This is a genomic window from Corallococcus sp. AS-1-6 (genome assembly GCF_020037015.1).
In the GTDB taxonomy this organism is placed as follows: domain Bacteria; phylum Myxococcota; class Myxococcia; order Myxococcales; family Myxococcaceae; genus Corallococcus.
In genome coordinates this window covers 164,694-187,872 of the sequence record NZ_JAIQDE010000006.1, presented here as the reverse complement: position 1 = coordinate 187,872, position 23,179 = coordinate 164,694, and the positions used below count along the sequence as shown (strand labels likewise).

Genomic DNA, 23,179 nt, shown 5'->3' with positions numbered 1-23,179 from the left:
TCGTTTCAGGAGAGCATGGACCACCTCGACGACATCCTCCCCGAGTGGCTGCTCGGGACCCTGGAGCCTGCCCGGCGTGACGCCGCGGCCCGGCATCTGGAGGGCTGTGCGCGCTGCCGGGCGGAGCTGGCCCGGCTGGCGCCCGCCGTGGATGCGCTGGGGGCGCTCGTGGAGCCGGTGGCGCCCCCCGCCGGGGCGCTCCAGCGGCTGATGGGCCAGATGGAGGGCCCCGGCCGCTTCGCCCGTTGGGCCGGGAAGGTCGCCGCGTTCCTGGACCTGACGGAGGCGCGGGCCCGCGAGCTGCTGGAGTCCATGGCGGAGCCGTCCCAGTGGATGCCCGGCCCGGTGGAGGGCGTGGAGCTGATGCCGGTGGAGACGGGCCCCGGGCGCGAGGGGATGATGGCCGCCGTCGTGCGGCTTCAGCCCGGCGCCCGCTACCCGCGCCACGCGCACCTGGGCCGCGAGTGGAACCTGGTGCTGGAGGGCGGCTTCCGCGAGGACAACGGCCACGAGGTGTGGCCCGGGGACGAGCTGGAGAAGGCGGACGGCTCGCTGCACGACTTCACCGCGCTCCAGGGCCCCGCGTGCATCTGCGTCACGGTGTTGGATGGCGCGACGTCCTTCGAGGAGCAGGTGGACGGCGCCTGACGGGACGATGTCCCGGGCCCGGGCGGGGAGTATGGTGCTTCACGCATGGCCTCCATCGACCTCGCCACCCGACTCGCCCAGACGACGCTCGAGCTGTGTCGCATTGACAGCCCCATTGGCCACGAGGGTCCCATCGCGGACCACGTGGAGGGCTGGGCGCTGAAGCACTTCCGCCGCGAGGAGGTCTTCCGCGTCGGGCACACGCTGCTGCTGGGCTCGCTGGCGGACCCCCGGCCCACGGTGGCGCTCATCGGCCACCTGGACACGGTGCCCATGCACCCCGGGGATGTGGGCCGCGCGCCGCGCATCGAAGGGGAGCGCGTGCACGGGCTGGGCGCGTCCGACATGAAGGGCGGCGTCGCGGTGATGATGGCGCTGGCGGAGGACCTGAAGCGCGACGCGCTGCCCGTCAACGTGGCCTTCCTCCTGTACGAGCGCGAGGAGGGCGCCTACGCGGAGAGCGGCCTCATCCCGCTGTACGCGAAGCGGCCGGACCTGTCCCAGGTGAAGTTCGGCATCGCCATGGAGCCCACGGACGGCGTGGTGCAGGTGGGCTGCGTCGGCAGCATGCAGGTGACCGTCCGCTTCACGGGGCGCAGCGCGCACTCCGCGCGGCCGTGGCAGGGGGAGAACGCCATCCACAAGGCGGGGCCGCTGCTCACGGAGCTGCTGGGCCGCGAGCGCGTGGAGGTGAACGTCGCGGGCTTCCCCTTCTACGAGGTCATCAGCGCCACGCTGGCCAAGGGCGGCCGGGCGCGCAACGTGGTGCCGGAGGCGTTCGAGCTGAACCTCAACTACCGCTTCGCGCCGGGCAAGAGCGTGGCGCGGGCGAAGGAGGACGTGCTGGCGCTGGTGGCGGGCCGCGCGGAGGTGGAGTTCACGGACGCTTCCCCCAGCGGGCCGGTGGCCGCGGGCAACCCGCTGTTCCAGCGGCTGATGTCCCTCACGGGGCTGCCCGCCGCGTCCAAGCAGGCGTGGACGGACGTGGCGCGCTTCGGCGAGTGGGGCGTGGACGCGGTGAACTTCGGGCCCGGTGAGACGGCGCAGGCGCACCAGCTCCACGAGAGCGCGCCCATCCCTCCGCTGGCCGTGGCGTACGAGAAGCTGGCCGCGTTCCTGAAGGGCGCGGCCTGAGCGGTGCGCGCGGCGCGCGTGCGCTCCGGGGCCGGATTTTCGGCCTCGCGCGGCATGTCGCAGCGCGCGCATTCGTCAGGTGGCGTGCATCCGCGCGGCGGGGCATGCGCGCACTTCCGGCGGTTGCGCTTACCCTTGCGGGGTTGTCATCCCTGGAGGTTGTTGATGCACGCCGAGTCGAACATGCAGGGCCCGAACGAGACCCCGTCGTCCAACACGATGCTCCCGGCCGGTGAGGCCACGCCCGCCGCGCCGTCGCGCCGCCGCTCCTCGGGCGCGCGCAAGGGCGCGCGCAAGGCGTCGTCCCGCCGCACGGGGGCCGCGAAGAAGGCGACCTCCAAGCGCACCACCGCGAAGAAGGCCGCGGGCAAGCGCACCGCGAAGAAGGCCACCGCGAAGCGCGGCGCCGCGAAGAAGGCCACCGCGAAGCGCGGCGCCCGCAAGGCCCCGGCCCGTCGCGCCGCCGCCGGCCGCACCGCGCGCAAGACGTCCGGCCGTGGCGCGTCCACGCGCAAGGCGTCCGCCCGCAAGACGTCCGCTCGCAAGAGCTCCGCGCGCCGCTCCACGCGCCGCTAGAGGTTCACGCAAGGCGGCACGCGGGGAGGCGGAGGTCCCTTCGAGGGGACGCGCTCCCCCGCGGGCGGTTCTCTCCTTCTCATCCCCTGAGCCGACTGGGTCCTCCCTCATCCCCGCGAAACCTTATTCGCGGGATTAATCAATTTTTCCTGCTCAAACTGCTATCCGTGGTTTGGGCAATTGGACGACAGTACAAGCCCTCGGGGATCAACGAGGGGCGAGCATGTCCAAGGGGAAGCAGAAGCAACCGTTCCAGTTGCCGGAGTTCTACGTGCCATGGCCGGCGCGCCTGAACCCGAACCTGGAGGCGGCCCGCGCGCACACCAAGGCGTGGTCGTACCAGATGGGCATCCTGGGCCCGCCGCGGGATGGCACGGACCGTGAGGTCTGGTCCGAGCGCCGCTTCGACGGCATGGACTACGCGCTGCTCTGTGCGTACACGCACCCGGAGGCGCCGGGCCCGGAGCTGGACCTCATCACGGACTGGTACGTCTGGGTCTTCTACTTCGACGACCACTTCCTGGAGGTCTTCAAGTACTCGCGTGACGTGAAGGGCGGTCAGGCCTACCTGGACCGGCTGCCGCTGTTCATGCCGCTGGACATGTCCCCGCCGCCGGAGCCCACCAACCCGGTGGAGCGCGCCCTCTGGGACCTGTGGCAGCGCACCGTGCCCTCCATGTCCATGGACTGGCGCAAGCGCTTCTACGAGAACACCAAGCACCTGCTCGATGAGTCGATGTGGGAGATCGAGAACATCAGCGAGGCGCGCGTCTCCAACCCCATCGAGTACATCGAGATGCGCCGCAAGGTGGGCGGCGCGCCCTGGTCCTCCGACCTGGTGGAGCACGCCGTCGCCGCGGAGATTCCCGCCCGCGTCGTGCAAAGCCGCCCGATGCGCGTCTTCAAGGACACGTTCTCGGACGCGGTGCACCTGCGCAACGACCTGTTCTCCTACGAGCGCGAGCTGGAGGAGGGCGAGCTCTCCAACGGCGTGCTGGTGGTGGAGGAGTTCCTCGACTGCGACACCCAGCGCGCGGCGGACCTGGTCAACGACCTGCTGACGTCGCGGCTCCAGCAGTTCGAGACCACCTTCGCCACGGAGCTGCCGTGGCTGTTCGCGGAGTACGCGCTCAACCCGGTGGAGCAGGCGCAGGTGCTCACGTACCTGCGCGGCCTGCAGGACTGGCAGTCCGGCGGCCACGAGTGGCACATGCGCTCCAACCGCTACATGAACCAGCACTCGGAGGAGCGGCCGGCGCTGTCCATCCCGGTGCCCTCCGGCCTGGGCACCTCCGCGCTGCGGCTCCCGCTGACGGCCGGCGGGCTGGGGCTGGGGCCTCGCGCCCGCTCGCTGAGCCACGTGCCCCGCCAGCACGTGGGCCCCACGAAGCTGCCGAAGTTCTACATGCCGTACACCACGTACCAGAGCCCGCACCTGGACCGCGCGCGCAAGAACTCCAAGGCGTGGGCGCGGCGGGTGGGCATGCTGGAGGTGGTGCCCGGGGTGGGGTTCTACGTCTGGGACGACCACAAGTTCGACGCGGCGGACGTGGCCCTCTGCGGCGCGTACATCCACCCGGACGCGACCCCGGAGCAACTGGACCTGACGGCGTGCTGGCTCGTCTGGGGCACCTACGCGGACGACTACTTCCCCATGCTCTACGCGAACACGCGGGACATGGCGGGCGCGAAGCTGTTCACCGCGCGGCTGGGCCAGTTCATGCCGGATGACGTGGAGGCCGCCAACGCCGCGGTGCCCACCAACCCGGTGGAGCTGGGCCTGGTGGACCTGTGGAAGCGCACCGCGGGCCCGCTGTCTCCGCGCGGCCGCAAGCTGTTCCGCAAGGCCATCCAGGACATGACGGACAGTTGGGTGTGGGAGCTGAACAACCAGTTGCTCAACCGCGTGCCGGACCCCGTGGACTACGTGGAGATGCGCCGCAAGACATTCGGCTCGGACCTCACCATGAGCCTGTCGCGCCTCTCCAAGGGTGACGCGGTGCCGGAGGACGTCTTCAACACCCGCACGCTGCGCGGGCTGGAGAACTCCGCCGCGGACTACGCCTGCTTCGTCAACGACCTCTTCTCCTACCAGAAGGAGATTCAGTTCGAGGGCGAGCTCAACAACTGCGTGCTCGTGGTCCAGAAGTTCCTGGGCGTGGACAAGGACGAGGCCGTGCTCACGGTCAACGCACTGATGACCGCGCGCATGAAGCAGTTCGAGCACCTGGTGGCCAAGGAGCTGCCGGTGGTCATCCGCACCTTCGACCTGGACGAGCAGGCGCGGGAGAAGCTGAACAAGTACGTGGAGCAGCTCCAGCAGTGGATGGCGGGCATCCCCCGGTGGCACGCGGAGGTGACCCGCTACACGGAAGAGGAGCTCCTCCACGACGCGGCGCCGAAGCTCCAGGCCGGGAACGTCTCCGCCCTGGGCACGTCCGCCATGCGCATCGCCGAGCTGTTCCGCGCCGGTAGGTCCTGAGTCCCCACGCAGTCCCGAAGCCTTTCGAATCCCCAACCTGGAGAAGGTGGCCCCATGTCCAACGACCTGAAGAAGTTCGACGACAACAACCAGAGCCTTGGCACGCAGGCGGCGCGTCAACTGGCGACGACGACCAAGTCCGAGCCGCAGATGCAGGGCATCTCCTCGCGGTGGCTGCTCAAGCTGCTGCCGTGGGTGCAGGTGTCCGGCGGCACGTACCGCGTCAACCGCCGCATGACCTACGCCGTGGGTGACGGCCGCGTGACCTTCACCAGCACCGGCGCCAAGGTGCAGGTGATTCCCCAGGAGCTGGGCGAGCTGCCCCTGCTGCGCGGCTATGAGGACGTGGAGGCGCTGACGGCGCTGGCCAACCGCTTCGTGCAGAAGGAGTACAAGGCGGGTGAGGTCATCACCGAGGCCGGCAAGGAGGCGGACTCCATCGTCCTCATCGCCCACGGCAAGGTGAACCGCATCGGCACCGGCAAGTACGGCGAGCCGCTGGTGCTGGAGACGCTGGCGGACGGCGACCACTACAGCTACCAGGCGCTGCTGGAGTCGCAGGACTACTGGCAGTTCACGGCCAAGGCCGTGACGCCGGTCATCGCGCTCATCCTCCAGCAGTCCGCCTTCGAGGCGGTGGTGGCGCAGGTCCCGTCGCTGCAGAAGCACATCGAGGGCTTCAAGGCCCGCTCCAAGAAGAAGCAGGACACGTCCGGCCAGAAGGCCATCGAGCTGGCCGCCGGCCACCACGGCGAGCCGGTGCTCCCCGGCACCTTCGTGGACTACGAGACGCACCCGCGCGAGTACGAGCTGGCCGTGGCGCAGACCGTGCTGCAGATCCACACGCGCGTCGCGGACCTCTTCAACGACCCCATGAACCAGACGCAGCAGCAGTTGCGGCTGACCGTGGAGGCGCTGAAGGAGCGCAAGGAGCACGAGCTCATCAACAACCGCGAGTTCGGCCTGCTGCACAACGCGGACCTGAAGCAGCGCATCCACACCCGCTCCGGCGCGCCCACGCCGGACGACATGGACGAGCTGCTGGCCACGGTGTGGAAGGAGCCGTCGTTCTTCCTGGCCCACCCGCGCGCCATCGCCGCGTTCGGGCAGGAGTGCAACAAGCGGGGCATCTACCCCACCAGCGTGGAGATGAACGGGAACCACGTGCCCGCGTGGCGCGGCGTCCCCATCGTGTCCTGCAACAAGATCCCCGTCTCCGAGTCGCGCACCACGTCCATCATGCTGATGCGCGCGGGTGAGAAGAACCAGGGCGTCGTGGGGCTGCACCAGGCGGGCATCCCGGACGAGATTGAACCCAGCCTCAACGTGCGGTTCATGGGCATCAACGAGAAGGCCATCATGAACTACCTGGTGACGGCGTACTTCTCCGCGGCGGTGCTGACGCCGGACGCGCTGGGCATCCTGGAGAGCGTGGAGCTGGGCCGCTCGTAGTCCCCCCGCGCGACCCGGAGATTCTTCCATGGCGAACTCACAGAAGGACGTAGCGGCGCACGAGGGCACCAGCCTCAGCACGGCGGGTGCGCGCCAGCTCGCGACGACGACCAAGACGCAGCCGGTGATGCAGGGCATCTCGCCCCGCTACCTGCTGGGCATCCTGCCCTGGGTGCAGGTGTCCGGCGGCACGTACCGCGTGAACCGGCGGCTGACGTACACCGTGGGCGACGACCGGCTGAACTTCAGCAACATCGGCGTCAAGGTGGAGGTCATCCCCCAGGAGCTGCTCAAGCTGCCGCTGATGCGGGGCTTCCAGGACGTGGATGACCTGCTCATCCGCACCCTGGCCGGCCGCTTCACCCAGCAGCAGTACAAGGCCGGGGACACCATCGTGGAGGCGGGGAAGTCCGCCGAGCACGTGTTCCTGCTGGCGCACGGCAAGGCGCAGAAGCTGACGGCCGGCAAGTACGGCGACCCCGTCGTGCTGGACACGCTGGCGGACGGCGACCACTTCGGCGACCAGGCGGTGGTGGAGTCGAACGACGTGTGGCCCTTCACCGTCAAGGCCGTCACGGCCTGCACGGTGATGGCGCTGCCCCAGGACGTGTTCGAGTCCCTCATCACCCAGTCCCCGGCGCTGAAGGCCCACGTGGAGCGCTACCGGGCGAACCTCAAGAAGCCCCAGGACAAGGCGGGGCAGGCCGCCATCGCGCTGGCCGCGGGCCATCACGGCGAGCCCGTGCTGCCCGGCACCTTCGTGGACTACGAGCTGAAGCCGCGCGAGTACGAGCTGAGCGTGGCGCAGACCATCCTGCGCGTGCACACCCGCGTGTCCGACGTCTTCAACGACCCCATGAACCAGACCGCGGAGCAACTGCGGCTGACCATCGAGGCGCTGAAGGAGCGCAAGGAGTGGGAGCTCATCAACAACCCGGAGTTCGGCCTGCTGCACAACGCCGACCTGAAGCAGCGCATCAACACCCGCTCCGGTCCGCCGACGCCGGACGACATGGATGAGCTGGTGTCGCGCCGCCGCAAGACGCGCTACTTCCTGGCCCACCCGCGCGCCATCGCCGCGTTCGGCCGGGAGTGCACCAAGCGCGGCCTGTACCCGACGGTGGTGGACGTGGGCGGGGCGAAGTTCCAGGCGTGGCGCGGGGTGCCCATCCTCCCGTGCGACAAGCTGCCCATCAGCCGGGAGAACACCACCTCCATCCTCGCCATGCGCACCGGTCAGGACGACCAGGGCGTGGTGGGCCTGCACAACGCGGGCATCCCCGACGAGGTGGAGCCCAGCCTCACCGTGAAGCGGATGTCCGTGAACGACCAGGCCATCACGAACTACCTGGTGAGCACCTACTACTCCGCCGCCGTGCTCGTCCCGGACGCGCTGGGCGTGCTGGAGAACGTGGCGCTCGGCGGCTGAGGCGTTCCCCGCCGTGAAGCATGGACGGGCCCGGTGCCTTCAGCGCGCCGGGCCCGTTTGTCTTTGGGGGCACCGTGCGCTGTCGCGCGGCGGAGGTCCTGGAACATTCTCCCACCAAGGGGCGCGGCGCCGGGTAGGGTGACCCACGTGCCCTTCGCCTCCCGCACCGTGCTGGCCGTGATCCTCGGGACCGCCATCGGAGTGATGGTCGGCCTCGGCGGCTTCACCTTCGCGTACGCGAAGGGCGCGTCCTACCTGCGGGACGACCCGGCCGCCTGCGCCAACTGCCACATCATGAACGAGCAGTACGACGGCTGGCGCAAGAGCAGCCACCACGCGGTGGCCACCTGCAATGACTGCCACACGCCCGCGGGCTTCGTTCCCAAGTACTACACGAAGGCGAGCAACGGCTTCTGGCACTCCTTCTACTTCACCACCGGCACCTTCCCGGACCCCATCCGCCTGCGTCCGGGCAACCGCGAGGTGACGGAGGGCGCGTGCCGCAAGTGCCACGCCTCCATCGTGGAGGCCATCGAGACGCCGCCCACGGGCCACGCGCGGGTGGACCCCGGCGAGCAGCTCCAGTGCCTCACCTGCCACAACTCCGTGGGCCACCCCGAAGGGTCGGGGAACCCCGAGCTCATCCGTAAGGAGATTGCACGATGACCGAGCCCGACAAGGCTCCGGAGAAGCGCCGGCGCTTCAGCGGCATCAGGCTCGTGGTGGCCGTCGCGGTCGCGGCGGCGCTGGCCTCGGCGGGCGTCACCGCCCTCCTGGTCAACATCATGGAGCGCAAGCAGGAGGCGAAGAGCCCCTTCTACCGGGTGGTGGAGCTCGACGACACCATCACGGACCCCGCCGTGTGGGGGAAGAACTTCCCGCTGCAGTACGACGGCTACCGGCGCACGGTGGACCAGAAGCGCACCCGCTACGGTGGGAGCGAGGCGGTGGCGCGCACGCCCACCCAGGCGGATCCCCGCTCGGTGGTGGCGCAGAGCCGGCTGGAGGAGGACCCCCGCCTGGTCACGATGTGGAGCGGCTACGCCTTCGCCACGGACTTCCGCGAGGAGCGCGGCCACGCGTACATGCTGGATGACCAGACCTTCACCCAGCGGCAGCAGGTGACGCAGCAGCCGGGCACCTGCATCCACTGCCACGGCAGCGTGTACGTGCCCTACAAGAAGCTGGGCGACGGGGACCTCATCAAGGGCTTTGAAAAGATGAATCAGATGCCCTTCGCGGAAGCGCGCAAGCTCGTGGAGCACCCGGTGTCCTGCATCGACTGCCACGAGCCCACCACGATGCAACTGCGCGTCACGCGCCCCGGCTTCATCGAAGGCATCGCCGCGCTCAAGGCCAGCCAGGGCGTGGCGGACTTCCAGGTGAACCGGGACGCGACGCGCCAGGAGATGCGCACGTACGTGTGCGGCCAGTGCCACGTCGAGTACTACTTCAAGGGCAAGGAGAAGCGCCTCACGTACCCCTGGGCCAAGGGCATCAACATCGATCAGATCATGGCCTACTACGACGAGGACGGGCACGCCGACTGGACCCACGCGCTCACCGGCGCGAAGGTCCTCAAGGCGCAGCACCCCGAGTTCGAGCTGTACAACCAGGGCATCCACGCGAAGAGCGGCGTGGCGTGCGCGGATTGCCACATGCCCTACCAGCGCGAGGGGGCGATGAAGATCAGCGACCACCACGTGCGCAGCCCGCTGCTCAACATCAACCGCGCCTGCCAGACGTGCCACAAGTGGAGCGAGGCGGAGCTGCTCGAGCGGGCGGAGACCCTCCAGACGCGCACCTTCCAGACGCGCAACATCGCCATGGACGCGCTGGTGGACCTCATCCACGACCTGGAGCGCGCGCAGAAGGCGGGGGCGCCCGAGGAGTCCCTGGCCAGGGCGCGCGACCTGCAGAAGCGCGCCCAGTTCTACCTGGACTTCGTGGAGGCGGAGAACTCCATGGGCTTCCACGCGGACCAGGAGGCGGTGCGCATCCTGAGCAACTCCATCAACTTCTCGCGCCTGGGCCAGAACGCGCTGCGGCCCGCCGGAGCGCCCGCCACCGGAAGCGCGGGCGCCCAGCCGCGGTAGCGGGCGGCGCTCAGTACTTCACGCGCACCAGGAAGACGTCGCCGCGCGTGGGCCTGAGCTTGCCCACGCCGAAGTCCGTGACGCGGTCGGTGTGGCCGAACAGCACCGCGTCGCCGTCCGGCATCAACGTCACCGCCGGCACCGCCTCCACGCCGTACAGCTCGCCGCGAGCCTCCGGCGCGGGGGCCAGGAACAGGCGCGAGGCCAGCGGCTGGCCCGTGGGGTCGAAGCGCTGGGTGAAGAGCTGCGCGGACCCCAGGCCGTCCGTGCCCGTGGCGCCGTTCTCCAGCCACGAGTACGTGTAGCCCACCACCAGCACCTCGCCGGTGGAGTGGAGGGCCACGCCCTGCACGGACGCGTCCACGCCCAGGTCGCGCGCCCAGCGCTCGGTGCCGTCCGCGCCCGTCACCACCACGAAGGGGCTGGGGCTGGCGGCGCCCTTCAGCGTCGCGCCCGCCCAGGTGAAGCCGCCCTGGAAGTCGCCGCCCGCCACCACGTCCCCGGCGGCGTCGCGGCTCACGTCCCGGGCGCTCCCCTTCACGCCGGGCCGCACCTTCGCCCAGCCGAGCGCGCCGTTCCGCCGGTACAGCGCCACGAACGGGCTGCCCGCGCTGGAGCCCTGGGTGACGTTGGTGCCGAAGCGCACCGTGCCCGTGTAGCGCCCCGCCACCGCCACGCTGCCGTCCGCGCCGGGGGCCAGGGACAGGGGCTCGGCGCTGGCGCCCTCGGACTCCGCGCTGCCCACGGCGAAGGCGCGCTCCGCGGCGCCGTCCGCCGCGAACACCGCCACGCCGGCCGAGGCTCCCTTCACGTCGTTGCCCAGGTCCACGCGGCCCGGCGCGGTATAGGCCACGTACAGCCTCCCTTCTGCGTCCGCCGCCACGTCCTTCACCGTCAGCTCACCGGGCACCCGGTACGCCCAGAGCGTCGCGCCGTCCGGGGACAGCCTCGCGACGAAGGCGCCGTCCGCGAACTTCCCCGTGCCCAGGTCCACCGTGCCCTGGAGGTTGCCGGCCAGGAGCATGCCGCCCGCGCCGTCCGCCGCCACGCGGACATGCACGTCCGCGCGCAGCGCTTCGGGCACGGCGTCCACGCGCACGTCGTACGCGTGCGTCCACAGCATCTGCCCCGCGCCGGAGCGCCGCGTGAGCACCAGCTCCACGGCGTCATCCGTGGGCGTGCGCGCGTCCAGGTCGTCGTAGCCGTGCACGGCGGCGGTGAAGAGGTCGCCCGTGGCGTCCACCGCCAGGTCCAGCGCCAGATCGTCCTGCGCGGCGCCCTCCTTCGCGAGCCACAGCGTGGCCCCCGACGCGGGCGGCACCTTCTCCGGCGGGTTGGCCGGAGGCGGTGGTGTCTGCGGGTTCTGATTGCCCGGCGGCGTCTGCGTGCCGCTCCCCGGCGGGGGAACCTCGCCCGGAACGGAGGGCTGCTCCGAGGGCGGGCACCCCATCTTCGAATCCTGGCAGGTGTCCGGATCGGGCGTCTCCGCCCCGCCTCCGCACCCCCACCCTCCGCCAAACGCGAAACCCAGCACCGTCGCGCCCACGACAGTCCGGCGCCACCCCCGCCCCAGATACATGGAATCCCCTCCGTGTACGGCAGGGTTCGCACGCCATCCCACCCCGGCAAATACGGCACGGAAGGTTGCTCGGCCGCCCGCTGCCGGAGGGCGCGTGGAGCGCACGCGTGGGGTTCGGGGCGCCGTGGAGGGGCGACGCGAGCACCCACGAAGGTGCCCGCGTTACCCACGCGGCGCAAAGCCAGACACTACCGCCAGAAGCCGATGGAGACGCCCCAGTTGGAGTAGCGGCTCGCCAGGTCGAACGACGCGGTGATGGACCAGTCCTCCCAGTAGCGCAGCACGAACAGCTCGAAGCCGCCGGTGAGGTGCGGCCGGGGGTTGCGGTCCTGGAAGGGGGACGGCTCCAGCCACGTGCCCGCGCGCAGGCGCAAGAGGCCCGGGAAGGTGTCCCACTCCGCGCCCAGGCGCGGCTGGAAGGTGGCGGTGTCGCCCACGGGCTGCGGCTCCGCGGTGGTGGCCAGCGAGCGCGACGCCACCGCGTTGCTCACGCTGGAGATGAGGTCCACCTGCGCGGTGATGAGCCACCGGCCGGCCAGCGCGTCGCGGGGTTCCTCGTCCGGCACCGGCAGTGCGTCTCCGTCCACCTGGAGCTGCCGCCGGGCCGCGGGGGACAGCCGGTTGTAGCGGTGCGCGCCTTCGCCCAGCCGCCAGCTCGCGCCCAGGGACAGCACCGCGGGTGACACCACGGCCGCGTAGATTTGGCGGCCCGCGATGAAGGGGCTCTGACCGTCGTCGCGGCGCCAGCCCGCCACCACCTCCGGGCGCACCGCCACGCCAATGCGGTAGGGCCGCCCGTGCGGACGGAAGAGCATGTCCACCGCCACGCCGGTGTCGCCGTAGCGCCAGGACTGGTCGCCCATTTCGCTGAAGCTGGCCTGCGCGGAGAAGATGCCCAGCGACAGGATGAAGTCGTCCTGGCCGAAGGCGATGGAGCCCGCGAGCGTGGACTGGGTGAGGGAGACGCGCAGCTTCTCGCCCTCGCCCCGGCAGCCCAGGGTGAGGCAGTAGCCCGTGCGGCTGTTGCGCCAGAGAAAGCCGATGCCGAAGCGCTTGTATTGCAGCATCAGCGCGCCCAGGAGCTGGCGGCTGTCCACGGATTCGTCCGCCAGGCCGTCGTTGTCCACGTCCCGGCGCTTGGTGCCGGTGAAGGGCAGGTCCAGCCAGGACAGGGTGACGCCCAGGTCCCAGTCGCGCTCCAGCGACGGGCTGCGCTGGGCCAGGGCGGCCAGGTTGCTGGACACGCCCGCGGCGCCCTCCGCGATGCCCACGTAGGCGCCGCCCAGGCCCACCACGCGCGCCGACCCCAGGAGCGCGCCGGAGTTGAAATACAGACGTTCCGGACGGGGCTCCGTGGGAGCGTCGTCCTGGGCCAGGGCCGGGAGCGCGGCGAGGGACACCGCGCACGCCAGGGCCGCCAGGGTGCCACGCACGCCGTGAATCACCGGACGGAGGCCCCTTCGCTGAAGAGGCGGTCCGCCTCCGCCGCCAGGGCGGTGTCGCGGGACGTGAGGCCGCCCGCGTCGTGCGTCACCAGCGCCAGCGTCACCTTGCGCCACCGGATGTCGATGTCCGGGTGGTGGTCCGCGGCCTCCGCGGCCTTCGCCACGCGCTCCACGAAGGCGATGCCCTCCAGGAACGAGGGCGCTTCGTAGGTGCGGCGGATCATCCCGCCCTCGTGCGTCCAGGCGGGGTGCTGGGTGAGGAAGGTCTGGAGCGCATCCGGGGAGAGCAACGTGCGGTCGTAGGCCATGGCGGCCGTTCTACCCGCTCCCCCGCCCGATGGAAGCCCCGGCGCGTTCAATGCGCCGGGCTCCCCTGTGTCACTTCACGCGCGAGAAACCGCCTGCTTCCACTTTTCCAGGTGGCGCGCGCGCACCTCCGGCTTCATCTTCGGCTTGAAGGTCCGGTCCGCCTTCCACGCGCGGCGGATGGCGTCCGGGCTGGTCCACACGCCCGCGCCCAGGCCGCCCAGGAAGGCCGCGCCCAGGGACGTGGTCTCCAGGTTGCGCGGGCGGACCACCGGCACGCCCAGCAGGTCCGCCTGGTACTGCATGAGCAGGTTGTTGGCCGCGGCGCCGCCGTCCGCCTTGAAGACGGGGATGTCCCGCCCGCTGTCGCGGCGCATGGCCTCCGCCAGGTCGTGGATTTGAAGGGCCACGCCCTCCAGCGTCGCGCGCGCCAGGTGCGCCACGGTGGTGGAGCGGTCGATGCCGGCGAACAGGCCGCGCGCCTCCGGGCGCCAGTGCGGCGCGCCCAGGCCCGCGAGCGCCGGGACGAAGACGACGTCGCCGGAGTCCTTCACGCTGGCGGCCAGCGCCTCCACGTCCGGGGCCTTCTTGATGACCTTGAGGCCGTCACGCAGCCACTGCACGGCGGCGCCCGCGATGAAGGAGCTGCCCTCCAGCGCGTAGTGCGTGGTGTTGCCCAGCTTCCACGCCACGGTGGTGAGCAGCCCCGCGGTGGAGCGCACCGGCTGGGTGCCGGTGTTCATGAGCAGGAAGGCGCCGGTGCCGTAGGTGCACTTGGACTCGCCGGGCTCGAAGCACGCCTGCCCGAAGAGGGCCGCCTGCTGGTCGCCCGCCATGCCCGCGACGAGGATGCCGTCCGGCAGGCTGCGCATGCCGCGCGTGGTGCCGTACACCTCCGCGTTGCCCCTGATTTCCGGCAGGCATGCGCGCGGCACCCCCAGGAGCGAGCACAGCTCGTCATCCCAGTTGAGCGTGCGCAGGTCCATGAGCAGCGTGCGGCTGGCGTTGGACACGTCCGTGACGTGGGCGACGCCGCCGGTGAGCTTGTGGACGAGCCACGAGTCCATGGTGCCGAAGCACACGTCGCCCTTCTCGGCGCGCTTCTTCGCGCCCTTGAGGTGCTGGAAGAGCCAGGTGAGCTTGGTGCCGGAGAAGTAGGGGTCCAGCACCAGGCCCGTCACCTCCCGCACGCGGGGCTCCACGCCCTCGGCCTTGAGCCGCTGACAGATGTCCGCGGTGCGGCGGTCCTGCCAGACGATGGCGCGGGCCAGGGGCTCGGAGGTCTCGCGGTCCCAGAGGCCCGTCGTCTCGCGCTGGTTGGTGATGCCCACCACGGCGATGTCGCGGCCGGTGAGGCCGGCGTCCTTGAGGGCGCGGGCGATGCACCACTCGCTGGTGTTCCAGATGTCGATCAGGTCGTGCTCCACCCACGACGGCTTGGGGAAGTGCTGGGTCAGCTCCTTGTAGGAGCGGCCCACCACCTGCAACCGGGTATCGAGGATGGAGACGTGGGTCCCCGTGGTGCCCTGGTCCAGCGCCAGGACGTATTTCGCCTTCGCCATGCGTGCGGAGCCTCTTTCGTCGGCCAGTGGCCGGACACGGAAGGGGACCCTACTCCAAGCGGAGGCGCTCGCACCCACGGCGCGTGCGGGGATGTCAGGCACCGGGAGCAGTCCGTGGAACGCTCCCGTGCCCGCGTGGGGGTGCCGTGGCGGCGCGCCTTGCCGGGGGAAGTCCACGGTACTTCCCGGCGCTGCCGCGCGCGGCGGCCCGCTTTCAGTAACCCGTGGCCCGTGAGCGGTTGTTGAAGTAGCGGCGCAGGCCGTAGGCGCCCAGGCCCGCGAGGATCATCCGGCCCAGCGAGCCGCCCGCGCCGGAGGAGCGGCGTCCCCGGTACCCGTAGCCGAGGGGACGGCGGCCGTAGGCGCTGCGTCCGCGGTTCCAGCCACTGCCCCTGAAGACGCTCCGTCGCGACGCGCCCAGCGCGCCCAGCAGGTTGGATAGCAATGCCATGGTGTCACTCCGTGGTGAGGGTTACGGGGCCGAGCGGCCTCGACGGGGGTCGGACCCGAGAAGGACGTGCGTGCGTTGAAAGGTGGGCCTTACGCCGTGTGTCGACACCCCATGTCGAACAGGAGGCACGAAAGCCCGTGTCCCGGGCCGGAGGGCAGGCGGGCGGGTGGGGGGGGGCGCCGGGGGCGGACGAGCGTCTCCAGATTCCCATCCAGATGGGCGCACCTCCGGCGCCCCGGGGCTCCATCACGGTCAACGCGCGGGAGGGCACAGGGGCGCGCGAGACGCTCGGATTGCGGTAGGCAGTCGCGGCACGCGTGGGGGGCCGTCATCCCTGTGGGGCGGCCCCCCATGTTCTTTTCAGGCGCGCGGGACGAGTCCCTGTTCCCGCAGGAAGGCGACGGTGCGGGCCACGCCCTCCGCGAGCGGGGTGGGGCGGAAGGCCAGCTCCCGCTGGGCCCTGGCCGCGTTCACGTGGGCCTCCCAGCGCATGAAGGACAGTTGGCCGGGCGCGACGAGCGGCGTGAAGGGGAACACGCGCGCGAGCGGCGCGGACACGCGGGCCAGGGCCTCCATCAGGAAGGCGGGCGCGACGGCGGGCGGCTTGCCGGCCCCCGCGGCCTGGTGGATGGCGAGCGCGAGGTCCGCGTTGCTGACGTACTGGTCGGAGACGAGGTAGCGCTCGCCGTTGACGCCGCGTTCGGCGGCGGCGAGGTGCACGTCGGTGCAGCCGTCCACGTAGACCACGGACATGCCGCCCGGCGGCAGCAGCGGGGCCTTCTTGTTGAGCAGTTGGATGAAGAAGGAGTTGAGCCCCACGTGCACGGGGCTGGGGCCGTAGACGGCGGCGGGGTTGACGTAGACGACGTCCAGGCCCTGCTGGCGGATGGCCTCCACGGCGCGCTCGGCGTCCTGCTTGGAGCGCTCGTAGGCGGTGGGCTTGGGGTGCGGGTCGAGGTTCGCCTCGGTCAGCTCGCCGCCCCGGGGCGCGGCGAAGACATCCATGGTGGACGTGTAGACCACGCGGCGCACCCTCGCGGCGTGCGCGGCGGACAGGACGTTGACGCTGCCCTGGCGGTTCACGCGGTCGAAGATGGAGTCGTCCCGCTGCCACTGCTCCGGCATGCCCGCGGCGTGGAAGACGCGCTCCACGTCCTGCATCGCGGCGGGCAGGGTGCCCGGGGACGTGACGTCACCCTGGATGAGCTTCACGGAGTCCGGGAGCAGCTTCGCGGCGCGGGCCACGTCCCGCACGAGCGCGCGGACGGAGGCGCCCTGCTTCACGAGCCGCTGCGCGATGGCGTTGCCGATGAGGCCGGTGGCCCCGGTGACGAGGACGTTCATGGGACCGGCAATCTAAGCCCCCGGGCCCGCTGGCTGTACACGGCACGCCGGCACCGGCCTTGCCGTGGCGGCGGAGGTCCCGGCGGGGCCGGGGCTTGAATCAACAAGGTGTTGCTGTCGAACGCCGGGGCATGGCAGCGTTCCAATGTGCGACATTCTCAACATTGTCTGTGGTCGTTTTCCCTGATGCTGTTGACCTCGGCGGGGGGGCTCGCAGCGGAGAAGACGCCGCCCCCCGAAGCTCCCGCCCAGGTGCGCAAGGTGGACCCGACCGCGGCGCAGACGGAGGAGTGGCTGCGCGAGCACATCGAGGCATGGAATGACTCGGAGGTGCACGTCACCGTGAAGGACTGCCGCATCATGGTGCTCGACAAGCCCCGGGAGCGCACGGAGATCGTCGACCTGCGTGGGCTGTTGCTCCCCATCGAGGTCATCCGGCTCGACAACGGCAAGGACGCGACCTTGCGGCTGCGCGTGAAACAGAAGCACACCGGCACGTATTCGATGTTCCGCAAGTGTGGCCCGGAGAACCGCTACTGCGCGGAGCCGACCGGCAAGTTCCAGAGCCTGCCCTACGTCGACCTCACCGTGACGTCGGTGACGGACTTCATCAGCGGCCGACGGACGGACGAGGACAAGAGCCTCCGTCTGGAGCGGGCGCTGGAGCACTACTCGCGGCTTTGTGGAGCAATGGAAGATGCGCGCAACCGTCTCTTCTAGGGGATTGGTCACGGGGCTCGTGGCGCTGCTGCTCACCCAGGCGGGCTGCACCACCTCCTCCGAGTACGTCCGTGGCGAGCGCCTGCGGGAGTCCTCGCTCGGCGAGAAGCACACGGACACGCTGCGGACGAATGTGGACCCGTCCTACGTGGGCAGCGTCGTCGTGGAGCGCAACACCTGCACTGAAGTCTCCACCGAGTTCAGCCGCAAGCGCATCGACACGAAGGAGGGCCCGCCCATGGGCTCGCTCATTCTGGGCGTCGCGATGCTCGGCGGTGGTCTCGTGCTGATGTCTCAGTCGGGAGGCTCCTCCGACGAGGAGGAAGACGATGGCCTCTCCTCGGCGCTCGGGATAGGGCTGTCGGCCGCGGCCATCTATCCCCTGGTGACGGCGCTCACCGACAAGGACGTCAGACAGGTCGAGGTCGTCACCGGCGAGGTGGAGGATGTGCGCACGGAGCGTTGCGAGGATCGCTCCTTCACCCTCAAGGCGCCGCTGCAATGGAGCGTCGTCATGGGGTCGGCGCAGCGCAAGGGCCGCACCGGGAGCGACGGCACGGTGGCCTTGTCGAGCCTGCTCAACGAGATGGTGGCGGAGTCTGTCACCGAGGAGTCCAGCATCCGGCAGCTCGTCGCTGGCCGAGGCATCGGATTCCGACTGGAGTTCGAGCGGACACCCGCCGCCACCTTCCGGCTCGACTCGAAGGCGCTGCCGGACGGCTACTTCCGGCGCTTCGCGGACCAGTATCGGCAGGGGCTCGAGGGAGACGCGCGCGCCCGCTTCGAGAACTGTGAACTCATTGGCAAGTCCGCGCGTGAGTCGCTGGAGTGCTACTGGTCCCAGTAGCCTCGTCCGCGGACCCTCCCCCGAGGTTGCGCCGTGCGTGCTAAGTCACGCACGGTTCTAGCTCGGGGAGGACGTCATGACGGGAGCCATCAGCCTGGAGGCCTTGGCGGCGTACATCCGGGATGCGTTCAGGGACGTGCACATGGACACCAGCACGCCGGACCTCTTCTTCTTCGCCGGGGACGAGCGGAAGTTCCCCTTCGCGACCATCGTCACGCGGGACACGGAGCTCGACCACCACTCGGAGCTGGACCGCGACGGCGTGTTCCGGCTGAACCTGGGCTTGAGCAAGGAGAGCTTCCAGAAGCTGTTCCCGGAGCCCGACCCGAACGTGGACTACGCGGACCTGGACGTGCTCCTGCCGCACCCGACCTACGCGCGCATGTTCTGGCTGAGCGTGGTCAACCCCAGCCACGAAACGCTCCGCCTGCTGCGCCCGTACCTCAAGGAGGCCCACGACCTCCAGGTCAAGCGCGCCGCCCGGGGCTGAGTCACGGCGTGCGGCTGCGCACGGTCTCGTCGCTCCGGGGCGCGTCCGCGTAGCCCGTCATCTCCAGGTAGCCGCGCCCCTGCACGGGCTGGCCCTCGCGAGTGCCGTCCACCGTCACCGCGCCCTCCCAGTAGCGCACCAGCACCGGCAGCTCCTGGTCCGGCAGCTTCGGCGTCACCGTCAGCTCCAGGGACACCTTGGGGACCTGCACGCGCCAGCCCGCCGGGTACTCGCCGCCGCGCGGGCTCTTCCAGGTGCCCCGGGGCTCCAAGCGCATGTCATCGGCGCCCAGGTGCACGGCTTCGCCCGTCGCGGGGACATACGTGCCCGCGCTGAAGGCGTCCTTCGACCCGTCCTTCTTGCGCAGTTGGTAGAGCATCAGCTCGCTGCCGTCGGAGAGCTGGAGCGCGAACCAGTCCCAGCCCACCTGGTCGCCGCTCAGCGCGCTGGTGCTCCACTCGCGGTCCATCCAGCTCTCGCCCTTCACCTGCACCGTCTGCCCGTCCACCGACACCGTGCCCCGCGAAGGCATGCGCGGCATCGAGTAGTAGTAGGACGCGTTGCCCCGCTCCGGGCCCTTCTGGCTCAAACCCTTGTCACCCTGGAGCACCGGCGGCTTGCCTTCATCCAGCGTCAGCTCCAGCGTCACGCCGTCGCCCTGCGCGCGCAGGTGCATGGGCCACGTGCCGCCGTTCGTGCCTTCACTTCGCACGTCCCAGTCCTGAAGCCAGACATGGAAGGGCGCCCCGTCCGCGCCCGCCAGCCCCTGCGCCGCGCGGCTGAAGCGCTCGGTGACGTGGAACCTGCCGGCGCTCACGTCCGTCAGCGTGAAGTGCCCCATGAACACCTGCCGCGTGCCCCAGCCGGACTCACGCTGGGGCTGCTCCGGCGACAGCGCGCTGCGGAACAGCGTGAACTGGTAGCCGAAGGCGCGCCCGTCCTGCGTCTCCAGGTTTCCCGTCCAGTACCACCACTCGGTGCGGAAGTCGGGGTGGGGGCCGTGGTCCTCCGGGAAGTGGAAGGGCCGGGGCTCCATCGCGCGCGCGAAGCCCTCCGTGCCGCCGTCCCCGCCCATCGCGGACGCGACCGTCATGCCGCCCGCGTTCGCGGGCCCGGTGTCCTCCGTGTCCCGCAGCACCACGCCCACCGCCAAGCCCAGCGCGGCCAGCACCAACACCACCCCGATGACGAGTCCCCGCCCCATGCCTCACTCCTCCCGCAGCGCCATGGCCGGGTTCGCGCGCGCCATGCGCCACGCCGGGTACAGCCCCGCGAGCGCCGCCGCCACCAGCGCCAGCACCAGCGCCTGGCCCACCACGCCCGGCGCCACCACCAACTGCAACGTCCACCCGAACGAGCGCTGGTTGATGACGTGCACCAGCACGTAGGCCAACGCCAGCCCCAGCGGCACGGAGAACAGCCCCGCGAGCAGCCCCAGCAGGCCCGTCTGCAACGACACCATGCCCCACAGTTGTCCCGGCGTGAGCCCCGTCGCGCGCAGCACCGCGAACTCGCGCGCACGCTCCAACTGCAACGACATCAGCGCGCTCAGCACGCCCACGAACGCGACGCCAATCGCCAGCAGGCGCAGCACCTGCGTGATGGTGAAGGTCCGGTCGAACACCTCCATCGACGCCTGCCGCAGCGCCCGGTTCGCGCGCACGTTCAGCGCCTGCTCCCCGCCCGCGCGGTCGCGCACGCGGGCCACCAGCTCGTCCACGTCCTGTCCGGGCGCGGCGAAGAGGGACAGGCCCGTCACGCCCCGGTCCTCGTACCAGTGCTCGTACGTGGCGCGCGGCATCAGCACCGTCCCCACGTCCGAGCCATAGTCGAAGTACACGCCCGCCACGTGGAAGTCGTGCGGCCCCTTGTCCGTGGCCACGCGCAGCGTGTCGCCCGCGTGCACGTTCCGGTGGAACGCGAAGGGCTCCGACACGATGAGCGCGTCCGGTGACGCGTCCAGCCGCCGCCACACGTCCTCCGCGCGCCCTTCCTTGAAGCGGTACGTCCGCTCGTGGCCCTTCGCGAAGTCCACCGCCAGCAGGTCCGTGTCCACGTCGTTGACGCGCACATGGATGACCCGGATGGAGCCGCTCGCCTCGACCCCCGGCGTGGACCGCAGCTTCTCCGCGAGCCCCGGCACCAGCGACGAGTCCCCGCGCCGCGCCACCAGCGACGGCGGCGACACGAACACGTCCGCCTGCAACGCGGACTCCAGCCACGCCGCCACCGTGCCGCGGAAGCTGGACACCATCAGGCCCACGCCCACCGTCGTCGCCACCGCGACCATCAGCGCCGCCAGCGCCACCGCCGTGCGCGACAGGCTCGCCGTCACGCCGCGCGCCGCCATGCGCCCCAGGGGACCGAACAGCGCGCCCAGCGGCCGGGCCGCCGCCACCGTCAGCTTCTCCGTCACCCACGGCACCAGGAGCGCGCTGCCCAGCAGCACGCCGAAGAGCCCCGCGTATGCCGGCAGCAGCGCCTGCGTGGGCCACGCGAGCACCGCCGCCGAGAGGGCCAGGATGAGCAGCCCCAGCACCGCCAGCCGGGGCGCCCGGTCGCGGGACACGTCCTCCACCGTCGAGCGCCGCAGCGCCGTCACCGGTGCCGCCCGCGCCGCCTCCCACGCGGGCACCAGCGCCGCCAGCACCGTCGCGCCCAGGCCCAGGCTCAGGCCCTTGATCAGCGTGAACGGCTCCAGGGACAGGCGCCGCACGTTCACCACGAAGTACAGGTCGTTGATGGTGCGGGTGATGAGGCCCACCAGGCCGCTGGCCATCAGGATGCCCAGGAGCAGCCCCGCCGCGGTGCCCACGATGCCCAGCAGCAGGGCCTCGCCCAGCACCACCGCGAACAGCTCGCCGCGCGTCACGCCCACCGCGCGCAGCCGGCCCAGCATCCCGCGCCGCTGCACCACGGAGAACGTCATCGTGTTGTAGATGAGGAACATCCCCACCACGAGCGCCAGCAGCGACAGCGCGGTGAGGTTGGTGCGGAACGCCCGCGTCATCTGCTCCACCGTGCCCGCGCGCCCGGACGTCTGGACCAGCTCCGCGCCCGGCGGCAGCGTGGCCCTGAGCGCCGAGGCCTGCGCCTCTCCGCCCTTCAGGCGCAGGTCCACGCGCGTCAGCCGGCCCTCCAGGCCCAGCACCTCCTGCGCGGTGGAGATGTCCGCGATGAGCAGCGACTCCAGCGCGCGCTCCGTCGTCTCCCGCGAAGGCGTCAGCAGCGCCGACACGCGCAGCTCCCGGCGCAGCCCCGTCACCGTCACCGGCAGCGTGTCCCCGGCCTTCACGCCCAGGCTCCGCGCCGTCTTCGCGCCCATCACCACCGTGCCCGGCCGCGTGAGCAGCGCGCCCACGTCCCCCACCGCGCCGCCCGTGGAGAAGTCCCGGAAGGGGGCCTCCGCGAAGGGATCCAACCCCAGCAGCGTGAGCGTGCGGTGGTTGCCGCCCTCCACCTGCACGAAGCCCTGCACCACGGGCGCCGCGTCCGGTGCGTCCGGCCGCAGCTTCAGCGCCGTGTAGACGCCCTCCGGCAGGCCGGACGTGCCGCCGGTGATTTGGTGCGTGGCGCGGCCCGCGACGACGTCCGTGGACTGCTCGAAGGCGCGCAGCGCGCTGCCGCTCGCCAGGTCGATGGACACCACCACCGCCACGCCCATCGCGATGCCCAGCAGCGACAGCGCCGTGAGCCACGGGTGCCCGCCCAGGTGCCGCAGGCTGGAGCGCGCGAGCAGCGCCCTCATGGCGTCGTCCCCCGTCCGCGCGCGCCGCCGGGGCGGTCCACCAGCCGCCCGTGCTCCAGCGTCAGCACGCGGTCCGCGCGCTCCGCCATCGCGGGCTCGTGCGTGACGATGAGCGCGCAGGCGTTGCCCTGCCGCGTGAGCCCCTCCAGCAGGTCCAGCACCTGGCCGCCCGTCTCCTCGTCCAGGTTGCCCGTGGGCTCGTCCGCCAGGAGCAGCGGCGGGGCGTGGGCCAGCGCTCGCGCCACCGCCACGCGCTGCTGCTCTCCGCCGGAGAGCCGGTCCGGGAAGCTGTTCGCGCGCGTCCCCAGGCCCACGCGCGTCAGCAGCTCCCGCGCCCGCGCGCCGGCCTCCGCGGCCGAGCGGCCCAGCAGCTCCAGCGGCAGCCGCACGTTCTCCTCCACCGTCAGCGTGGGCAGCAGGTTGAACGCCTGGAAGATGAAGCCGATGCGCTCGCGGCGCAGCAGCGTGCGGTCCCGCTCCGGCATGCGCCCCAGGTCGCGGTCCTCCACGAGGATTTCGCCGTGCGTCGCCTGGTCGATGCCGCTGATGAGGTTGAGCAGCGTGGACTTGCCGGAGCCGCTGCGGCCCAGCAGCACCACGAACTCGCCCCGGTACAGGGCGAGCGACGTGCCGGAGAGCACCTCGCGCACGGAATCGCCTTCCGCGTAGGACTTGGTGACGGCGCGCAGTTCGACGAGGGGCCGCGAATCGGGAGGAGAGGAGGGCATGCCGGGCATCCGACATAGCCGATGCCCGACGTCCGGGAGCGTTTCCCCGCACGACCGGGAGGGATGCCCGCTACTGGACGCCAGCAGCGCCAGGGAGCGCTCAGCCCATGACACCTGACAGGTAGGCCGGGTTGCTTTTCGT

At 71.1% G+C, this 23,179-nt stretch carries 20 protein-coding genes; 11 read left to right on the top strand and 9 right to left on the bottom strand.

The annotated features are described in order from the left end of the window. Nucleotides 1-15 precede the first annotated feature (15 nt). From K8612_RS10785 to K8612_RS10750, 8 genes are all read left to right on the top strand, one after another. Nucleotides 16-648, top strand: a complete 633-nt coding sequence (locus K8612_RS10785; RefSeq protein WP_223762218.1) for a cupin domain-containing protein — start codon at nucleotides 16-18, stop codon at nucleotides 646-648. Between the two features lie 45 nt (nucleotides 649-693). Next, nucleotides 694-1,782, top strand: a complete 1,089-nt coding sequence (gene dapE, locus K8612_RS10780) for a succinyl-diaminopimelate desuccinylase (RefSeq protein WP_223762217.1) — start codon at nucleotides 694-696, stop codon at nucleotides 1,780-1,782. Nucleotides 1,783-1,947: 165 nt separating this feature from the next. Beyond that, nucleotides 1,948-2,358 carry a cell envelope biogenesis protein TolA gene (locus K8612_RS10775; protein ID WP_223762216.1) on the top strand — a complete coding sequence of 137 codons (411 nt, stop codon included), beginning with the start codon at nucleotides 1,948-1,950 and terminating at the stop codon, nucleotides 2,356-2,358. Between the two features lie 223 nt (nucleotides 2,359-2,581). Beyond that, nucleotides 2,582-4,840 (top strand): family 2 encapsulin nanocompartment cargo protein terpene cyclase, encoded by a 2,259-nt coding sequence (locus K8612_RS10770; RefSeq protein WP_223762215.1) that lies wholly within the window; start codon nucleotides 2,582-2,584, stop codon nucleotides 4,838-4,840. Between the two features lie 54 nt (nucleotides 4,841-4,894). Beyond that, complete coding sequence (locus tag K8612_RS10765) at nucleotides 4,895-6,292, top strand: family 2B encapsulin nanocompartment shell protein (protein ID WP_223740951.1); 1,398 nt, start codon at nucleotides 4,895-4,897, stop codon at nucleotides 6,290-6,292. 28 nt (nucleotides 6,293-6,320) lie between these two features. Further along, nucleotides 6,321-7,721: a family 2B encapsulin nanocompartment shell protein gene (locus tag K8612_RS10760; RefSeq protein ID WP_223762214.1), complete on the top strand. Its 1,401-nt coding sequence runs from the start codon at nucleotides 6,321-6,323 to the stop codon at nucleotides 7,719-7,721. 147 nt (nucleotides 7,722-7,868) lie between these two features. Next, nucleotides 7,869-8,387, top strand: a complete 519-nt coding sequence (nrfH, locus tag K8612_RS10755) for a cytochrome c nitrite reductase small subunit (RefSeq protein ID WP_223740953.1) — start codon at nucleotides 7,869-7,871, stop codon at nucleotides 8,385-8,387. After that, on the top strand, nucleotides 8,384-9,817 hold the full coding sequence (locus tag K8612_RS10750) for an ammonia-forming cytochrome c nitrite reductase subunit c552 (RefSeq protein WP_223762213.1): 1,434 nt from the start codon (nucleotides 8,384-8,386) through the stop codon (nucleotides 9,815-9,817). The genes nrfH and K8612_RS10750 overlap by 4 nt, the downstream gene beginning before the upstream one ends. 10 nt (nucleotides 9,818-9,827) lie before the next feature. Here K8612_RS10750 and K8612_RS10745 read toward each other — a convergent pair whose 3' ends face one another. From K8612_RS10745 to K8612_RS10720, 6 genes are all read right to left on the bottom strand, one after another. Continuing rightward, nucleotides 9,828-11,267, bottom strand: coding sequence for a hypothetical protein (locus K8612_RS10745; RefSeq protein ID WP_223762212.1), 1,440 nt, complete (start codon nucleotides 11,265-11,267; stop codon nucleotides 9,828-9,830). A 317-nt stretch (nucleotides 11,268-11,584) separates the two neighbouring features. Beyond that, nucleotides 11,585-12,829, bottom strand: coding sequence for a hypothetical protein (locus K8612_RS10740; protein ID WP_223762211.1), 1,245 nt, complete (start codon nucleotides 12,827-12,829; stop codon nucleotides 11,585-11,587). 8 nt (nucleotides 12,830-12,837) lie between these two features. Continuing rightward, a complete protein-coding gene (locus K8612_RS10735; protein WP_223762210.1) occupies nucleotides 12,838-13,149 on the bottom strand; it encodes a 4a-hydroxytetrahydrobiopterin dehydratase in 312 nt (103 codons plus the stop codon). 75 nt (nucleotides 13,150-13,224) lie between these two features. Further along, entirely contained in the window at nucleotides 13,225-14,709 is a 1,485-nt protein-coding gene (glpK, locus tag K8612_RS10730; RefSeq protein WP_223740958.1) for a glycerol kinase GlpK, read from the bottom strand. A 214-nt stretch (nucleotides 14,710-14,923) separates the two neighbouring features. Further along, on the bottom strand, nucleotides 14,924-15,160 hold the full coding sequence (locus tag K8612_RS10725; protein WP_223762209.1) for a hypothetical protein: 237 nt from the start codon (nucleotides 15,158-15,160) through the stop codon (nucleotides 14,924-14,926). Between the two features lie 360 nt (nucleotides 15,161-15,520). Beyond that, nucleotides 15,521-16,504, bottom strand: a complete 984-nt coding sequence (locus K8612_RS10720; protein WP_223762208.1) for an SDR family NAD(P)-dependent oxidoreductase — start codon at nucleotides 16,502-16,504, stop codon at nucleotides 15,521-15,523. Nucleotides 16,505-16,690: 186 nt separating this feature from the next. Here K8612_RS10720 and K8612_RS10715 point away from each other — a divergent pair, with 186 nt between their 5' ends. The 3 genes from K8612_RS10715 to K8612_RS10705 all read left to right on the top strand — a co-directional run bounded on the left by K8612_RS10715 (nucleotide 16,691) and on the right by K8612_RS10705 (nucleotide 18,561). Further along, nucleotides 16,691-17,224, top strand: coding sequence for a hypothetical protein (locus K8612_RS10715; protein ID WP_223740961.1), 534 nt, complete (start codon nucleotides 16,691-16,693; stop codon nucleotides 17,222-17,224). Continuing rightward, nucleotides 17,202-18,071 (top strand): hypothetical protein, encoded by an 870-nt coding sequence (locus tag K8612_RS10710; protein WP_223762207.1) that lies wholly within the window; start codon nucleotides 17,202-17,204, stop codon nucleotides 18,069-18,071. Before K8612_RS10715 ends, K8612_RS10710 begins: the two co-directional genes overlap by 23 nt. A 76-nt stretch (nucleotides 18,072-18,147) precedes the next feature. Then, complete coding sequence (locus tag K8612_RS10705) at nucleotides 18,148-18,561, top strand: DUF6194 family protein (protein WP_223762206.1); 414 nt, start codon at nucleotides 18,148-18,150, stop codon at nucleotides 18,559-18,561. 1 nt (nucleotide 18,562) lies between these two features. Here K8612_RS10705 and K8612_RS10700 read toward each other — a convergent pair whose 3' ends face one another. From K8612_RS10700 to K8612_RS10690, 3 genes are read right to left on the bottom strand one after another with little or no spacing between them, the layout of a single operon-like run. Then, nucleotides 18,563-19,765, bottom strand: coding sequence for a lipocalin-like domain-containing protein (locus K8612_RS10700; protein WP_223762205.1), 1,203 nt, complete (start codon nucleotides 19,763-19,765; stop codon nucleotides 18,563-18,565). 3 nt (nucleotides 19,766-19,768) lie between these two features. Continuing rightward, nucleotides 19,769-22,309 carry an FtsX-like permease family protein gene (locus K8612_RS10695; RefSeq protein ID WP_223762204.1) on the bottom strand — a complete coding sequence of 847 codons (2,541 nt, stop codon included), beginning with the start codon at nucleotides 22,307-22,309 and terminating at the stop codon, nucleotides 19,769-19,771. Beyond that, nucleotides 22,306-23,037, bottom strand: coding sequence for an ABC transporter ATP-binding protein (locus tag K8612_RS10690; protein WP_223762203.1), 732 nt, complete (start codon nucleotides 23,035-23,037; stop codon nucleotides 22,306-22,308). The genes K8612_RS10695 and K8612_RS10690 overlap by 4 nt, the downstream gene beginning before the upstream one ends. Nucleotides 23,038-23,179 lie beyond the last annotated feature (142 nt).

What these genes read in the sequence shown, in the direction of transcription:
- K8612_RS10765 (WP_223740951.1), top strand. Translation starts at nt 4,895, where the DNA reads ATGTCCAACGACCTGAAGAAGTTCGACGACAACAACCAGAGCCTTGGC.
- K8612_RS10745 (WP_223762212.1), bottom strand. Translation starts at nt 11,267, where the DNA reads ATGGGGTGCCCGCCCTCGGAGCAGCCCTCCGTTCCGGGCGAGGTTCCC.
- K8612_RS10695 (WP_223762204.1), bottom strand. Translation starts at nt 22,309, where the DNA reads ATGAGGGCGCTGCTCGCGCGCTCCAGCCTGCGGCACCTGGGCGGGCAC.
- K8612_RS10785 (WP_223762218.1), top strand. Translation starts at nt 16, where the DNA reads ATGGACCACCTCGACGACATCCTCCCCGAGTGGCTGCTCGGGACCCTG.
- K8612_RS10735 (WP_223762210.1), bottom strand. Translation starts at nt 13,149, where the DNA reads ATGGCCTACGACCGCACGTTGCTCTCCCCGGATGCGCTCCAGACCTTC.
- dapE (WP_223762217.1), top strand. Translation starts at nt 694, where the DNA reads ATGGCCTCCATCGACCTCGCCACCCGACTCGCCCAGACGACGCTCGAG.
- K8612_RS10715 (WP_223740961.1), top strand. Translation starts at nt 16,691, where the DNA reads ATGCTGTTGACCTCGGCGGGGGGGCTCGCAGCGGAGAAGACGCCGCCC.
- K8612_RS10725 (WP_223762209.1), bottom strand. Translation starts at nt 15,160, where the DNA reads ATGGCATTGCTATCCAACCTGCTGGGCGCGCTGGGCGCGTCGCGACGG.
- K8612_RS10750 (WP_223762213.1), top strand. Translation starts at nt 8,384, where the DNA reads ATGACCGAGCCCGACAAGGCTCCGGAGAAGCGCCGGCGCTTCAGCGGC.
- K8612_RS10690 (WP_223762203.1), bottom strand. Translation starts at nt 23,037, where the DNA reads ATGCCCTCCTCTCCTCCCGATTCGCGGCCCCTCGTCGAACTGCGCGCC.
- K8612_RS10760 (WP_223762214.1), top strand. Translation starts at nt 6,321, where the DNA reads ATGGCGAACTCACAGAAGGACGTAGCGGCGCACGAGGGCACCAGCCTC.
- K8612_RS10775 (WP_223762216.1), top strand. Translation starts at nt 1,948, where the DNA reads ATGCACGCCGAGTCGAACATGCAGGGCCCGAACGAGACCCCGTCGTCC.
- K8612_RS10710 (WP_223762207.1), top strand. Translation starts at nt 17,202, where the DNA reads ATGCGCGCAACCGTCTCTTCTAGGGGATTGGTCACGGGGCTCGTGGCG.
- glpK (WP_223740958.1), bottom strand. Translation starts at nt 14,709, where the DNA reads ATGGCGAAGGCGAAATACGTCCTGGCGCTGGACCAGGGCACCACGGGG.
- K8612_RS10705 (WP_223762206.1), top strand. Translation starts at nt 18,148, where the DNA reads ATGACGGGAGCCATCAGCCTGGAGGCCTTGGCGGCGTACATCCGGGAT.
- K8612_RS10770 (WP_223762215.1), top strand. Translation starts at nt 2,582, where the DNA reads ATGTCCAAGGGGAAGCAGAAGCAACCGTTCCAGTTGCCGGAGTTCTAC.
- K8612_RS10720 (WP_223762208.1), bottom strand. Translation starts at nt 16,504, where the DNA reads ATGAACGTCCTCGTCACCGGGGCCACCGGCCTCATCGGCAACGCCATC.
- K8612_RS10700 (WP_223762205.1), bottom strand. Translation starts at nt 19,765, where the DNA reads ATGGGGCGGGGACTCGTCATCGGGGTGGTGTTGGTGCTGGCCGCGCTG.